14 protein-coding genes are annotated in these 15,144 nt (G+C 60.5%); 6 read left to right on the top strand and 8 right to left on the bottom strand.

What is annotated here, in order from left to right; genetic code table 11:
* Position 1 precedes the first annotated feature (1 nt).
* Positions 2-985, bottom strand: a complete 984-nt coding sequence (locus AC5YUO_RS12415) for an ABC transporter substrate-binding protein (protein ID WP_496153511.1) — start codon at positions 983-985, stop codon at positions 2-4.
* A 335-nt stretch (positions 986-1,320) separates the two neighbouring features.
* Positions 1,321-2,565, bottom strand: a complete 1,245-nt coding sequence (locus tag AC5YUO_RS12410) for an aminotransferase-like domain-containing protein (protein WP_496153510.1) — start codon at positions 2,563-2,565, stop codon at positions 1,321-1,323.
* 273 nt (positions 2,566-2,838) lie between these two features.
* Here AC5YUO_RS12410 and AC5YUO_RS12405 point away from each other — a divergent pair, with 273 nt between their 5' ends.
* Together AC5YUO_RS12405 and AC5YUO_RS12400 are read left to right on the top strand one after the other, a co-directional pair.
* On the top strand, positions 2,839-3,291 hold the full coding sequence (locus AC5YUO_RS12405; protein WP_400813378.1) for an RbsD/FucU family protein: 453 nt from the start codon (positions 2,839-2,841) through the stop codon (positions 3,289-3,291).
* 109 nt (positions 3,292-3,400) lie between these two features.
* A complete protein-coding gene (locus tag AC5YUO_RS12400) occupies positions 3,401-4,432 on the top strand; it encodes an endonuclease/exonuclease/phosphatase family protein (protein ID WP_496153509.1) in 1,032 nt (343 codons plus the stop codon).
* 77 nt (positions 4,433-4,509) lie between these two features.
* On the opposite strand, the gene ilvC is transcribed toward AC5YUO_RS12400, so the two are convergent.
* The 3 genes from ilvC to AC5YUO_RS12385 all read right to left on the bottom strand — a co-directional run bounded on the left by ilvC (position 4,510) and on the right by AC5YUO_RS12385 (position 7,544).
* Positions 4,510-5,529 carry a ketol-acid reductoisomerase gene (gene ilvC, locus AC5YUO_RS12395; RefSeq protein ID WP_035260000.1) on the bottom strand — a complete coding sequence of 340 codons (1,020 nt, stop codon included), beginning with the start codon at positions 5,527-5,529 and terminating at the stop codon, positions 4,510-4,512.
* A gap of 49 nt (positions 5,530-5,578) precedes the next feature.
* Entirely contained in the window at positions 5,579-6,232 is a 654-nt protein-coding gene (locus AC5YUO_RS12390) for a TetR/AcrR family transcriptional regulator (protein WP_003507581.1), read from the bottom strand.
* Between the two features lie 406 nt (positions 6,233-6,638).
* Positions 6,639-7,544, bottom strand: a complete 906-nt coding sequence (locus AC5YUO_RS12385) for an AraC family transcriptional regulator (RefSeq protein WP_496153508.1) — start codon at positions 7,542-7,544, stop codon at positions 6,639-6,641.
* Positions 7,545-7,732: 188 nt separating this feature from the next.
* Here AC5YUO_RS12385 and AC5YUO_RS12380 point away from each other — a divergent pair, with 188 nt between their 5' ends.
* Positions 7,733-8,779, top strand: a complete 1,047-nt coding sequence (locus AC5YUO_RS12380) for an NAD(P)-dependent alcohol dehydrogenase (RefSeq protein WP_496153507.1) — start codon at positions 7,733-7,735, stop codon at positions 8,777-8,779.
* A 210-nt stretch (positions 8,780-8,989) separates the two neighbouring features.
* Here the strand turns inward: AC5YUO_RS12380 and AC5YUO_RS12375 are convergent, their stop codons facing one another.
* Together AC5YUO_RS12375 and AC5YUO_RS12370 are read right to left on the bottom strand one after the other, a co-directional pair.
* Positions 8,990-10,255 carry an NAD(P)/FAD-dependent oxidoreductase gene (locus AC5YUO_RS12375; RefSeq protein ID WP_496153506.1) on the bottom strand — a complete coding sequence of 422 codons (1,266 nt, stop codon included), beginning with the start codon at positions 10,253-10,255 and terminating at the stop codon, positions 8,990-8,992.
* Between the two features lie 71 nt (positions 10,256-10,326).
* On the bottom strand, positions 10,327-11,082 hold the full coding sequence (locus tag AC5YUO_RS12370; RefSeq protein ID WP_496153505.1) for a pyridoxine 5'-phosphate synthase: 756 nt from the start codon (positions 11,080-11,082) through the stop codon (positions 10,327-10,329).
* Between the two features lie 236 nt (positions 11,083-11,318).
* Between AC5YUO_RS12370 and AC5YUO_RS12365 the strand changes: the two genes are divergently transcribed.
* Positions 11,319-12,017, top strand: a complete 699-nt coding sequence (locus AC5YUO_RS12365; protein ID WP_400813370.1) for a MerR family transcriptional regulator — start codon at positions 11,319-11,321, stop codon at positions 12,015-12,017.
* Between the two features lie 107 nt (positions 12,018-12,124).
* On the opposite strand, the gene AC5YUO_RS12360 is transcribed toward AC5YUO_RS12365, so the two are convergent.
* Positions 12,125-13,252 (bottom strand): ATP-dependent DNA helicase, encoded by a 1,128-nt coding sequence (locus AC5YUO_RS12360; protein WP_059756749.1) that lies wholly within the window; start codon positions 13,250-13,252, stop codon positions 12,125-12,127.
* A 124-nt stretch (positions 13,253-13,376) separates the two neighbouring features.
* On the opposite strand from AC5YUO_RS12360, the gene AC5YUO_RS12355 reads away from it, so the two are divergent.
* Entirely contained in the window at positions 13,377-14,660 is a 1,284-nt protein-coding gene (locus AC5YUO_RS12355; protein WP_496153504.1) for an SDR family oxidoreductase, read from the top strand.
* Positions 14,660-15,142, top strand: coding sequence for a DUF2269 family protein (locus tag AC5YUO_RS12350; protein WP_496153503.1), 483 nt, complete (start codon positions 14,660-14,662; stop codon positions 15,140-15,142). Before AC5YUO_RS12355 ends, AC5YUO_RS12350 begins: the two co-directional genes overlap by 1 nt.
* Positions 15,143-15,144 lie beyond the last annotated feature (2 nt).

Here is a 15,144-nt window from a genome sequence, read left to right as displayed (position 1 = left end):
ATCAGCCCTTGGAGCCGAAGATATCGGAGAAGGTCTTCAGGTCCTGTTCGGAGTTCTTCAACGCGTCGGCGGCGCTGAGCGGCAGAACCTTGATCTTGTCGCGGGCCGGGAAGCCTTCCGGCATGCCGGCATCTGCGCGCACGGGGATGTAACCGAGCTTGACGAAGCCCTGCTGGCCCTTTTCGGACAGCACGTAATCGACGAACTTCTTGGCCGCTTCCTCGTGCTTGGTGCCCTTGATGATCGCAACCGGCTCGGTGACGGCCGAAACGCCCTCTTCCGGGAAGACGAACTCGACTGGCGCGCCCTTGGCCTTTTCGCGGATCGGCATGTAGTCGACGACAACGCCATAAGCCTTTTCGCCCGAAGCGACGGACTTCAGAACCGCGCCGTTGCCGCCACCGGCAATGGCTTCATTGGCCTTCAGCTGCTTGTAATAGTCCCAACCCAGGCCGTTTGCGGCGGCAAGCGTCTGCGCATGGATCAGCGCCGCACCCGAGGTGAGCGGGCTCGGCATGGTCACGAGACCCTTGGCTTCGGCCTTCGCCAGATCCTTCCAGCTCGTCGGCTTCATCGCGGCGGCAGTGTTGTACATGATGCCTGTCGTGATGAGCTTGGTGGAGTAATAATAGCCATCCGCATCATAGAGCGAGGCATCGATATTCTTGGCTTCGGCAGACTTGTAGGCCAGCAACTGGCCGGCCTGCTTCATGCGCTCCAGCGTTACCGTATCGGCGATCAGAAGCACGTCGGCAACCGGATTGCCGGCATTGATCTCGGCCATCAGCTTGGCCATGATCTTCGGCGTTCCGTCACGCACCCATTCAACCTCGAGACCGGGATTGGCGGCCTTGAAACCATCAACGGTCGCCTGCGCGTCCTCGTTCGGCTGGCTGGTGTAAAGCACCAGATCGGCGGCATTGGCGGCGGTGGCGATGAAGCCGAGCGATACGACGGCGGTGAAAGCGGAAAGCAGCGTTTTCATGGGTCCAGTCCCTGTTGTTCGGTGGGACCGCTAAAACATGATTGCATAACATGTATGTGACAGGCAGGATTTTTGGGGCGGGATCTCTTGGGGCTGTCAGGATTGAGAGTAACATTGCCCCTCAGCACTCGCGGTTTACCCCCCTCTGCCCTACCGGGCATCTCCCCCTCAAGGGGGGAGATCGATCTGTGGCTAGGCCTCGCCCATCTCGACGCTTGAGAGGGGAGTAACGGTAGAGCGTCTTGCTGATCTCCCCCCTTGAGGGGGAGATGCCCGGCAGGGCAGAGGGGGGTAAGCCACACCCTCCGCCTTTCAAGGCCTCATCGCCAGCCCCCTCAAATCGCCGCGATCGCCTCGCCCGTTTCCGCCTGCGCCGTCGCAATCAACCGACCAAGCCGTTTCATGCCCTCCTCGATCATCGCCTCGTTGGCGCAGGAGAAGCTGATACGCAGCGTATTCGTACCGGAGCCATCCGCGAAGAAGGCACGGCCGGGAACGAAGGCCACCTTTTCCGTGGCGATGGATTTCGCCAGCAGTGCGGCCCCATCCATGCCCTCAGGCAGCGTCACCCAGATGAACATGCCGCCCTCAGGCTTCGTCCAGCGCGTGCCCTTCGGCATATATTTGTCGAGCGCGGCCAGCATCGCATCGCGGCGCGCGCTATAGGCCGCCTTGATCTTGGCGACCTGTTTATCGAAGCCGCGCGAAGCGACCCGTTCGATGGCGATCTGGTTGATGGTCGAGGAATGCAGATCGGCGGCCTGCTTCATCAGCACCAGCTTGCGGATAACAGGTGCGGACGCAACGATGTAACCGACGCGAAGGCCGGGGGCGAGCGTCTTCGAAAAGCTGCCGCAATAGATGGTGCGGGTGTTCTCGATGCCGCCCGAGCGGGCGATGTCGAGCGCCATGATCGGCGGAACCGCCTCGCCATCGTAACGCAGCGACTGATAGGCAGCGTCTTCGATGACGGCGATATCGAGCTCATCGGCCAGCGCCAGAACCTTTTCGCGGCCGGCCAGATCGACGGTTTCGCCGGTCGGATTGGAGAAATCGGCAGAGAGATAGGCAAACTTCACCGCGCCGCCAAGCTTGGCGGCCGTCTCACGATAGGCCTCGGGCGTACGGTTGCCGCCGGGGTTCAGCTGGTCGTAATTGGGCTCGTAGGCGTTGAAGGCGGAAAGCGCACCGAGATAGGTCGGCCAGGTCACCAGCGCCGTATCCTTCGGCGACAGGAACAGCTTGCCAAGATAATCGAGACCCTGCTGCGAACCGGAAACGATGAAGACGTTGTCGGCGGTGCAATCAATGCCGATCTCGGCCATTTCGCCTGCCAGCCATTCGCGCAGCGGCTTGTAACCCTCGCTGACAGAATATTGCAGCGCCGCGTTGACCTGCGAACCCGAAAAAATTTCCGCGTAAGCCTGCTGGAATTCCTCTGCGGGGAAAAGAGCCGGGTCCGGAATGCCACCGGCAAAGGAGATGATATCGGGTTGCTCGAGCAGCTTCAGCAACTCGCGGATTTCAGACGCTTTCATGCGCGAAGAGCGCGTGGCGAAAATTTGTTCCCAATCAAGCATGGGTACGTTTCCTCTTGTGTCGTTTTTATGCGTGCATCTTTACAGAAATGTCGATACGTCAGCAATACTGACTTATCAGTTTTTCGAATTATTTCTGCCTCCCTGCACATTGCCCGCAGCCGGCCCGCCTTGGAGCCGGATTTTACGGACAAAGCCAAATACACCCTTGCGCAAAGCTTCACAATCACACCTTTGCGATTGACGCCGCATGGTTTTCCGGCTGCATTGCGCGCGCGCCGCAACACGGCGAAAGCATCACGGGAGTTTGACGACATGCTGAAAAATATCGACCCGGCGCTGAATGCCGATGTCCTGCACGCGCTGCGCGCCATGGGTCACGGCGATACGCTGGTGATCTCCGACACCAACTTCCCTTCCGATTCGGTGGCCCGCCAGACGACCGTCGGCAAGGTGCTGCATATCGACAACGTCTCCGCCGCCCGCGCCATGAAAGCCATCCTCTCCGTCCTGCCGCTCGACACGCCGCTGCAGCCTTCCGTCGGCCGCATGGAAGTGATGGGCGCGCCCGATCAGCTGGAGCCGGTGCAGGCCGAGGTGCAGAAGGAAATCGACGCGGCGGAAGGAAAATCCGCCCCCATGTATGGCATCGAGCGTTTCGCCTTCTACGAAAAAGCCAAACAAGCCTATTGCGTCATCACGACGGGCGAAACCCGGTTTTACGGCTGCTTCCTCCTGACGAAGGGCGTCATCCCGCCAGCCACCTAAGGCCGACGACGGGAAAATTGCGCCGCCCACCCACCTTCATGACAATTTCAAGTTGTTATGGCAAAAACTTCCACTAGGCTTGAAAAAACCAACCGGAGGTGTGCGGATCATGACCCAATATGTCCTGGCGTTCTGGAATGTCGAAAACCTGTTTGCGCCGGAGGGTTATCCGGCGCGCGAGCCGTGGATTGCGGAGCGGCTGAAGAACGACCTTAAAGGCTGGACCGAGGACCTGTTCAAAACCAAGGTCAAACAGCTCGGCCTGATCATAAGCCAGATCGGCGGCGCGGGACCGGATCTGCTCGGTGTCTGCGAAGTCGAGAACCGTTTCGTTCTGGAGACGCTGGCGGAACATCTGAACGACCTCATGCCCGCGCGCTCCTATCGTGTCGTGCACGCCGATTCCAGCAAGGACCAGCGCGGCATCGATACCGCCTTCATTTACGACAGCGAAAAGCTGCTGATCAACGAAAACGAGATTTTCAGCCATTTCGTGATGCGCCGCACCGGCACGCGCGACATTACGCAATGCACCTTCATCACCAAAGGCGGCCGCCAGCTTGTCGCGCTGTCCAATCACTGGCCGTCACGCTCGGGCGGCGCGGTGGAAAGCGCCGGTTTCCGCATGACCGCCGGCGAAACGCTGGGCTACTGGCACCAGCGTATCCGGGAAGAAAAAGGAAACGATATCGCCGTCATCGCCTTCGGTGATTTCAACGATGATCCTTCCGACGCCTCGCTCCGCTATCACGCCAATTCCACCCGCGAGCGCGACGATGTCGAAAACTCGCAATCGGCCATGTTCTACAATCTCGCCTGGAACTATCTGCGCCAGCCGGTGGTGGATTCCGTCGGTTCGGCAAGAACGATCTACGGCACGCTTTATTTCAACGGAGACGCCAACATCTTCGACCAGATCCTTGTTTCCAAATCGCTTCTGAGCGGCGGCAGCGGGTTCAAGGTGCGCGAGGAAACCGCGAAGGTGGAAGCCATCGCCGCCATGGTCAGCCACAGCAAGAACGAAGGACCGATCCGCTTCGGCCTGTCGAAAGGCGATGCGGTCAAAAACGTCAATCTCGGCGGTTTTTCCGATCATTTCCCCGTTTCGGTCGTTGTCGAGGAAGACGACACCATCGTGTGATCGGGAATAAGCCGGCATCGAAAACAAAAAAGGCCGGGGCTTTCGCTCCGGCCTTCCTGTTTTCCCGTTAGGGAAGCTTAGTTGACGGCCTTGTCGACCAGCTTGTTCTTGCCGATCCAGGGCATCATGCCGCGCAGCTTGGCGCCGACTTCTTCGATCTGGTGGGCGTCGTTGTTGCGGCGGATGCCCTTGAAGCGGGCAGCGCCGGCCTTCCATTCCTGCATCCACTCGGAGGTGAACTTGCCGGTCTGGATGTCGTGCAGGACGCGCTTCATTTCAGCCTTGGTGTCGGCGGTGATGATGCGCGGACCGGTGACGTATTCGCCCCACTCGGCCGTGTTGGAGATCGAGTAGTTCATGTTGGCGATGCCGCCTTCATAGATCAGGTCGACGATCAGCTTCACTTCGTGCAGGCACTCGAAATAGGCCATTTCCGGAGCGTAACCGGCTTCGACCAGCGTTTCGAAACCGGCGCGGATGAGCTCGACGAGACCGCCGCACAGAACGACCTGTTCGCCGAAGAGGTCGGTTTCGCACTCTTCCTTGAAGTTGGTTTCGATGATGCCCGAACGGCCGCCGCCAACGCCGCAGGCGTAGGACAGAGCGAGTTCAAGGGCGTTGCCCGAAGCGTTCTGGTGAACGGCAACGAGGCAGGGAACGCCGCCGCCCTTCTGGTATTCGCCGCGAACCGTGTGGCCGGGGCCCTTCGGTGCGATCATGACGACGTCGAGCGATGCCTTCGGCTCGATGAGGCCGAAGTGAACGTTGAGGCCGTGTGCGAAGGCAATCGCTGCGCCATCGCGGATGTTGCCGGCGATGTCAGCCTTGTAGATGTCGGCCTGGAGTTCGTCCGGCGTCGCCATCATCAGGAGGTCGCCCCACTTGGCGGCTTCGGCAACGGTCATGACCTTGAAGCCGTCGGCTTCGGCCTTCTTGACCGTCGGCGAGCCGGCCTTCAGAGCGATGACGACGTTCTTGGCGCCGGAATCCTTGAGGTTCAGCGCATGGGCGCGGCCCTGGGAACCGTAACCGACGATGACGACATTCTTGGACTTGATGAGATTGAGATCGGCATCACGATCATAATAAACGCGCATTTTATGGTCCTTCCCTAATGCTTGTCTCTCAGTTGTCTGAACCGGAATCTCAGGCGGGTTTGCCGCTGAGTTCCGAATGTACCTTTTCCGTCCCGTAGAGCGTCAGAAAGGCGACGACCGCCTTCTTTGCCCGGGCGGAAAAATCCTTGTCCGGTGCCTCGCCCAGCAGCATGCGCACATGCAGATCCGAAACGATGAGACCGTAAAAACTGCGATACGCCTCCTCGGCGTCATCGAAACGCAGATAGCCGGAACGGCGACCCGCTTCGATCAGTCCACGCGCCCGACGGTCGATCTGGCGACGGCCACGCTCGAGCAACAGATCACCGAGCTTGGAACCGTCTCGGCTCGCCTGGCCGATGGCCAGACGGTTGAGCGCCAGCGACACGTCGCCCGCCAGCACGTCCAGCAGATCATGCGCGAAAACCTCAAGGTGATCGGCAAGCTGCGGCGCGGAGACGCGGTCACCGGCCTTTTCGAAGGTGCGGACCTTGCTCTGCTGGAAGGTGATCATCGCCGCCAGCAGGCCATCGCGATCACCGAACCACTTGTAGAGGCTTTCTTTCGAACAGTTGGCGGCGCGCGCCAGCCCGGATGTGGTGAGCGCTTTCTCGCCGCCCTCGACCAATAGACGCAATGCCTGATCCAGAACGGCGTTCTGGCGCGGCGAAAATTCCTGCGCTGTGATCGGGTCGGAAGCCAAGTCTTTTCCACTCCAGGGCTCGATTAATGTACCGTACGGTACGGTTCGAGCGCCATTTAAGCGGAGGCAGCGTTGGGGTCAAGCGGATTCTTTAAAGGGAGATAAGATTGACGCTGCCCCGCGGTATGGATGGAGGCTTGCGGGTAACCTCAAGGAGGTTGTGCGTCGGTATCGGATCGAGGTACGTGTGGTTTACCCCCCTCTGCCCTGCCGGGCATCTCCCCCTCAAGGGGGGAGATCGGCAAGAGGCCCCCTTGTCGCTTCACTCTCAAGCTTCAAGATGGGCGAGACCTCGCCGCAGATCGATCTCCCCCCTTGAGGGGGAGATGCCCGGCAGGGCAGAGGGGGGTAAAGCCACACCCACCTTCGGTCCGCCAGTCAACACGCGACCTTCCAACGAACCAATCTACCCCGCCGCTATCTCACGCGAAGCATCAATATCCCGCGACGGCGACAGTCCATAAAACCGGCTATATTCGCGGCTGAACTGCGAGGGGCTCTGGTAACCGACACGATGGCCCGCCGTGCCCGCATCCAGCCTTTCCGCAAGCATCAGCCGGCGCGCCTCATGCAGCCGCAGCTGCTTCTGGTACTGCACCGGCGTCATCGCCGTGATCGTCTTGAAATGGTGATGGAAGGACGAGACGCTCATGCCGATGTGCTCGGCAAGATCCTCGATGCGCAGCTGGCGTGCGAAATTCTCGCGCAGCCAGGCGATGGCGCGGGCGATGCGGTTGCCATGGCTGCCGGCCGCGATGATGTTCATCAGCTGCCCGCCGGCCGGTCCGGTCAGGATGCGATAGAGGATTTCCTGCTCGATCAGCGGCGCCATGGCGGCAATGTCAGCTGGACGATCGAGCAAGCGTAGAAGCCGGATGGCCGCATCGAGAAGCTCCGGTGTGGCCTTGTTAACGACGATGCCGCGTTGCCCATTCGCGGGCTCCGAAGGTGGATCGATCGGTACGCGGCTCATAAGATCAAGCAGCTTCTCACTGTCGATGGCAAGGGCGATGCAGAAATGCGGCACCTCCCTGCTCGCCTCCACCACCCGCCAGGCAACCGGCAGATCCAGTGACGTCAGGAGATAGTCGCCGGCGCCATAATTGATGGTGTCCGTGCCCAGCTGAACGCTTTTCGAGCCCTGGATCACGAGTGCGAGCGAGGGACGGTAACTGCCGTGACATGGCGCGCTGGGTATCGTGCGCCGACTGATACCGAGGGATTCGATCGCCGTGCGCGCCTCACCGTCTTGGGTAGCGTGCCGCGCGGCGATGGAGGCAATCTCCTGATAGACATTGAACGGCAAGGACATGAGGGAAAATCCCCTGACTGAAGGAAGAGACATATTGGATGTCTCTTATTTATAAAGCCGCCCGCCATCCGCAAAGAGCACACGGGTATTTTTGCAGGATCGTGCAAGAAGCTCGGAGGATCGCTCTAACGCCCCTTGACGCTTCCATCGCATAGTCCGCCGTCCCCAACTCCCGAAAGGATATTCAGATGGCTATTGCAAGAGGTTATGCTGCGACCGACGCGTCGAAGCCGCTTACCCCGTTCACCTTCGAACGCCGCGAGCCGAATGATGACGACGTCGTCATCGATATCAAATATGCCGGCATCTGCCACTCGGACATCCACACCGTCCGCAATGAATGGAAGAACGCCGTTTACCCGATCGTTCCGGGTCACGAAATCGCCGGTGTCGTGCGCGCCGTCGGCTCCAAGGTCACCAGGTTCAAGGTCGGCGACCATGTCGGCGTCGGCTGTTTCGTCGATTCCTGCGTTGGCTGCGCCACACGCGACCTCGACAATGAGCAGTACATGCCCGGTCTCGTCGGAACCTATAACTCCGTCGACAGAGACGGCAAGACCGCGACCCAGGGCGGCTATTCCGACCATATCGTCGTTCGGGAAGACTACGTCCTTTCCATCCCGGAAAACCTGCCTCTTGACGCCTCTGCGCCGCTTCTCTGCGCCGGCATCACGCTCTATTCGCCGCTGCAGCACTGGAATGCCGGCCCCGGCAAGAAGGTTGCAATTGTCGGCATGGGTGGCCTTGGCCATATGGGCGTGAAGATCGGTTCGGCCATGGGCGCTGATATCACCGTTCTCTCGCAGTCCCTGTCGAAGAAGGAAGACGGCCTCAAGCTCGGCGCGAAGGACTATTACGCCACCAGCGACGCCTCGACCTTCGAGAAGCTCGCCGGCACCTTCGACCTGATCCTGTGCACCGTCTCGGCCGAAATCGACTGGAATGCCTATCTCAACCTGCTGAAGGTCAACGGCACGATGGTTCTGCTCGGCGTGCCGGAACATGCGATCCCGGTCCACGCATTCTCGGTCATTCCCGGCCGTCGTTCGCTGGCCGGCTCGATGATCGGCTCGATCAAGGAAACCCAGGAAATGCTGGATTTCTGCGGCAAGCACGACATCGTTTCGGAAATCGAGAAGATCGACATCAAGGACGTCAACGAAGCCTATGAGCGCGTGTTGAAGAGCGACGTGCGTTACCGCTTCGTCATCGACATGGCCTCGCTCGACGCTTGAGCGTTGAATTGGGCAAAGATGCCACATCTTCACTCCGTCACCCCGGACTAGATCCGGGGTCCAGCACGATCAAGTCTTTGATCGCAAAGGACTCTCCTCACGGCGCGGACGCGCCGTGGCTGGATGCCGGATCAAGTCCGGCATGACGGAGGAGAAGTTTGGCGCAGCGACAGAAGTACGAGGGCGGGAAGCACGGCCTCGCTCTTAGCCTCAACCCTCGTCCTTCAGCGTCTCTTTCTGGGTAATCAGCCGCGCGCTGTGCTGGCCGCTCAGATAAATCCACAGCCAGCTCCACGCCACGGCAAGCCGCGACCGGGTCCCGATCAAAAAGTAGATATGGGCAAGCCCCCATATCCACCACGCCAGCACGCCCTTCAGCTTGAACCTGCCGAAATCGATCACCGCCGCGCGTTTACCGATGGTGGCGAGATTGCCCTGATGGCTGTAACGGAAAGGCGCCGGCAAAGGCTTACCCTCCAGCCGCGCCCTGATGACCTTCGCAACATAAGCGCCCTGCTGCTTTGCCGCGGGCGCAATGCCCGGCACCGGCTTGCCGTTCTCCTGATTGACGGCGGCCGTATCGCCGATGACGAAGATATCGGCATCGTCTTCCAGATTGAGATGCGGTCCGACGATGGCACGCCCCGCCCTGTCCGCGGCGGCATCAAGCCATTTGGCGGCGGGCGACGCCTGCACCCCGGCGGCCCAGACGACGGTGCGGCAGGGATAATAGGTCTCGCCCACCGTCACACCCTCGTCGCTGCAGGCCGTCACCGGCGTGCCCAGCAAAACCTCGACGCCGAGCTTCTCAAGCGCTTCCTTGGCGTAGGCGGAAAGGTCCTCGGTGAAAACAGGCAGGACGCGGGCCCCGGCTTCGACGAGCAGCACACGGGTCTTCCGGGTGTCCACATTGCGGAATTCCGCCGGCAGCGCCTTGTGGGCCAGTTCGGCGATCATGCCGGCCATTTCCACGCCCGTCGGGCCTGCCCCGATGATGACGAAGGTCAGCTGCGCCTGCCGTTCCTCTTCACTGGTGGCAAGTTCGGCCCTTTCGAAGGCCAGAAGCAGGCGGCGGCGGATTGTCGTTGCATCTTCCAGCGTCTTGAGGCCGGGGGCGGAACGCTCCCACTCGTCACGGCCGAAATAGGCATGGCGCGCGCCGGTGGCCAGCACCAGCGTGTCGAAGTGGATCGCTTCACCCGAATTCAGATGGACGGTTCGTGCCGCCCGGTCCACACCGGTCACCTCGGCAAGCAAGGTCGTCACCTCCTTGCGGTCGCGGTAGAGATGGCGGATCGGCCAGGCAATTTCGGATGTCGCGAGAGCCGTGGTCGCCACCTGATACAGCAATGGCTGGAACAGGTGATGATTGCGGCGATCTATCAAGGTGATGCGGACAGGGGCCCCCTCCAGCCCGTGTACCAGTTGCAAACCGCCGAAGCCTCCACCCACGACGACAACATGATGTTCTTGCATATGTCTCTGCCTTCAAAAGCTCGCGCACGGAGCATGCGCCAGCTAACTATAGGCAAAAAAATTGACTTTGGTTATGCAATAGCCTGACCGCAGGCGCGACAAAAACGCCGGACTGTTTCAGCCATGCCAAACTCCAGCGCATCCGCCGTCAGCCCGTGACCAATGGAAACCTCGGCCAGATAAGGGATATGTTTCATCAGCTTGGGCAGGTTTGCGACCGTAAGGTCATGGCCGGCATTGACGGCAAGGCCGAGCGCTTTGGCATGGTCTGCCGTCTGCCCCAGCTTCTCGACAAGCGCGTCAGCCTTTTGCGGATCGTCAAAACAGCCGCCATAGGGGCCGGTGTAAAGTTCGATACGCGCCGCACCTGTTTCAGCCGCCAGCTCCACCGGCTCGCGGTCTCCGTCGCCATCGGCAAAAAGCGAAACACGCATGCCGCCCGCCTTCAGGCGTCCCACCACATCTTTCAGGAAAACGCCGTGTTTGCGGAAATCCCAACCATGGTCTGACGTCGCCTGCGACGGGTCATCGGGCACCAGCGTCACCTGCTCCGGCTGGGTCTTCTCGCAAAGAACGAGAAAATCCTCGGTCGGATACCCTTCGATGTTGAACTCTGCACCGGGAAAGCGGTCGTCGATGAGCGCACGCAGCATCGGCAGATCGGAAAAGCGGATATGGCGCTGATCCGGCCGCGGGTGTACAGTCAGGCCGCTTGCCCCCGCCGCCAGTGCAATATGCCCGAAATGCGCGACATCCGGCCATGGAAGATCGCGGCGGTTGCGTAACATGGCAATTGCGTTCAGATTGACAGAAAGTTTTGCGGGCATGGCATCGGCGCTCCGGTTCGGAATTGACATCCTGTTTCACGCAGGTTGAGGCCAATCGCAAGGAGGCCGGCAAATTTTTTATTATTGCGGGAACGAAAACAGACAATACACGTTACGGTTCTGATGTAGCGTTTGGCATGAGGTCTTGATCGGAAAACATGTCCGGCTTGGGGGAACAAGCAACGGACACCTTTAAAAAGGCAGGCACACTGTCAAAGAGCGCAAAGGGGGAGACAATGCAGGATGGCCGTATGCCGTTCGGAAGTCACGGCGACGAGGATAAACCCAATCTAAGGGTCAGCAGCTTTTTACCTGACATAAGCCTGCCCTCCTCCCTGCCCGCGGAGCCCGTCCCCATCGCCGATATGGCCAATATCTTCGGGGTGACCCACCGGACGCTGCATTTTTACGAGGAAAAAGCGCTGCTGACCTCCAAGCGCATCGGCCAGATGCGGGTCTACACCCACCGCAACGTCCAGCGCATGGCCGTCATCAACGTCTGCCGCGAAGTGGGTATTTCCGTCGCCGCAATTACGGAAATTATGGAAAAACTCGTCCGTTCGCTCTCGCAGGAAGAGGCGGACGATATATTCCACGCCGCGCTGCGGCAGCGGAAGCGGGAACTGACCGCCGAGCTTTCCACCCTTCAGCGCCAGGCCCAGCAGATCGAGGAGTTGCTGGTCACCGACGAGGATGCGGATGGCATGGATGGCGCGGAACGGGCGCCGGCGAAGGATATCGCCCTGACCGACACCGAACGAAAATGCCTGGAACTGATGGCGGAGGGTTATGCCCCGGTGCGTCTTGCCCGTGCTCTTGGCCTTTCCGGCAGCGATCTCAACATGCTGGAGGCGAAGATCATCGGCAAGTTCAATGCCAGCAACCGCTTTCAGGCAGTCGCCAAGGCGGTTCTGCTCGGCGTCATCCGCGCCTGACAGGGCATTTCCAGGAAAAGTGCACAGCGGTTTTCCGTCCGGACAATGCGTAGACAAAAAGATAGAGCATTGACGCTGCGCCCGTTATTAACCGGAAATGCTCTATCTCAGCGAACGATCGTCAGGGTTTCCGCCGCGCGCGTGATGGCGGTGTAAAGCCACCTTTCGCGGGAATCCCGAAAGGCATAGCTCTCGTCGAAGAGAACTACATTGTTCCATTGCGAGCCCTGCGCCTTGTGCACCGTCAGCGCATAACCGAAATCGAATTCGTCATAACGCTTGCGGGTCGACCACGGAATTTCGGTCTCCACATCCTCGAAGGCCGCCTTCAGCAATTTGATCTTGGCCGCGCCGCGATCCATATCGTCGTCTTCAGGCCGGATCATCAGGTTGATGCCGGGCTTCACCGTCTCGCGCGAAGAGCTCATCACCTGCCAGAGCGAGCCGTTGAGCAGGCCTTTGGCCGGATCGTTCCGGAGGCAGACCAGCTTGTCGCCGGATTGTGGGTAATCGGCGGTAAAACCCTTCAGCTCACGAAGCCGCTGATTGTAGCGGCGGCGGGTGCGGTTGGTGCCGACCAGCACCTGGTCGGCATCGAGCACCAGCGACTGCGTCACTTCGGATTTGGAAATCACCTGCGCTGTTCCGTAATCGCCGCGCATGATCTCGCGACCTTCCCGCACATCCATGGCAAGATGGATGATGGGATTGTCCTTGGCCTGACGGTGAATTTCCGACAGCAGATAATCCGGCTCCTGCTCGGTGAAAAAGCCGCCGCCCGAAACCGGCGGCAGCTGCCCCGGATCGCCAAGGACGAGGATGGGCGTGCCAAAACTCATCAGATCCTTGCCGAGCTGCTCGTCCACCATCGAACATTCATCGATGATGATCAGCGCCGCCTTGGCGAGCGGGCTCTGGCGGTTGATGGAGAACATCGGCGCGATCGAGGTCTTGCCGGTTTCCTCGTCCTCCACCGTTTCTTCGCCGCGCGGGCGGTAGATCAGCGAATGGATGGTGCGGGCATTGGTTGCCCCGCGCGAACGCAGCACCTGCGCCGCCTTGCCGGTGAAGGCCGCAAACAGCACCTCGCCATCGACATTTTCCGCAAAATGCTTGGCAAGCGTCGTCTTGCCCGTTCCGGCATAACCGAACAGCCGGAAAACCGGCGTCCGGCCTTCCTTCAGCCAGCGGGAAACAGCCTTGAGCGCTTCGTCCTGTTGCGGTGAAAATAACATGCGCCCTCATCGCAGGATTCGAGCCTGATGCGCAACAGAAAAAGAACGAAAGATGAATCATCCCGCCAGAATGCGGCAATAAAACACGGCTGGTTTTTAAGTCATGGTCGCTATCATGCCGGGCATGAAGATATTGATTCTCGGCGCGACAGGTTTCATCGGTTCGGAAGTGACAGCAAGGCTGCACGGCCGTGGCCATGCCGTCAGCGGCCTGGCGCGCTCTGTCGCCCGCGCGCGGGACAGGTGGCCTTTCGCGACCTGGATTTCCGCCGATCTCGCCCGCATGACACGGGCGGCGGACTGGGACACGCTGGTCAGGGATCACGACGCCATCGTCAATTGCGCCGGCGCACTTCAGGACGGCTTGTCGGACGATCTGGCGGCGACACAGGAAAAAGCCATGCTGGCGCTTTACGAGGCGGCGGCGCAGGCGGGCGGCAAGCGGGTGATCCAGATATCGGCCCGCACAGCGGGAGCCGCGGCCGACCTGCCATTTCTCGCCACCAAACGCCATGCCGATCAGGCGCTCACCGCAAGTGACCTGCCTTACGTCATTCTGCGCCCCGCGCTGGTTGTCGGGCGCAATGCCCATGGCGGCACGGCGCTGGTGCGCGCGCTTGCCGGCTTTCCTTTCGTCCTCCCGCTCGTCAATGGCACAATGCCGGTTCGAACGGTCGCGGTCGTGGATGTGGCGGCAGCCGTTTGTGCGGCCATCGATGGTGAAATTCCACCCGGCAGCGATCTCGAACTCGCCGCTGAAGAAACGCTGACATTGCGGGATGTCGTTACCGTGCACCGACAATGGCTCGGACTGTCCCCCGCACCCGTCGTAGACCTTCCGGCAGCCCTCATACGGCCCGTCAGCCTGTTGGCAGATGCCGCGGGCAGGCTCGGCTGGCGCTCCCCGCTCCGCTCGACCGCCATGAAGGTCATGTCGGAAGGCATCGTCACCGAAGAGAGGTTGCAATCGGTGACGCCGCTCAAGAGCCTGAAACAGACGCTGACCGCCCATCCATCCGGCGTGCAGGACCTGTGGTTTGCCAGATCTTATCTGCTGAAACCGCTGGTCATCCTCTGCCTGTCTCTATTCTGGCTGTTGTCCGGTCTTATTCCGCTGTTCGAAATCGACCGCGCGGCGGCGCATTTTCTGGCCTTCATGCCGCAGGCGCCGGCCGTGACCCTCACACTTGTCACCTGCCTCATCGATATCGCCCTCGGTATCACCGTGCTACTGCGCCCACTCGCCGGAAAGGCGCTCATCGGCATGCTGCTGGTCAGCGCCGCCTATCTGACGGGCGGTAGCCTGCTGGAACCGGGTCTGTGGCTCGATCCCCTCGGTCCCCTTGTCAAGGTTCTGCCTTCCATCGCCCTGACGCTCCTTGCCCTCGCCACGCTGGATGAACGCTGATGACGCTTGAGGAACTGCTGCGGCTCGCCCATGTCATCGGCGCGACGGTGCTGTTCGGCACCGGCGCGGGCATCGCCTTTTTTATGGTGATGGCACGCCAAACGGCAAACCCGGCGCTGATCGCGCATGTGGCCGGCACGGTCGTCATTGCCGATACGATCTTCACCGCCACCGCCGCGATCATCCAGCCGGTGACCGGCTATTTTCTGGCGCGCATCATCGGCTGGCCGCTGACGGAAGGCTGGATCGCCCTTTCGCTTGGCCTTTATGTCTTCACCGGCATTTTCTGGCTGCCGGTGGTGTGGATCCAGATCAGGCTGCGCGATATCGCCCGTGATTGCGCCGCCACCGGACAAGCCTTGCCGGCCCAGTGGTTCCGCCTTTACCGCATCTGGTTCGCCTGCGGTTTTCCCGCCTTCTTCGCGGTTCTCGGCATCATCTGGCTCATGCTCAACAAGCCGGATATTCCCCTGTTCGGCTGATG

It is taken from the genome of Agrobacterium sp. LEGMi-208b (genome assembly GCF_059511785.1).
Note: the sequence above shows the minus strand (reverse complement) of the source record. Positions and strands in the feature narration are given on the sequence as shown.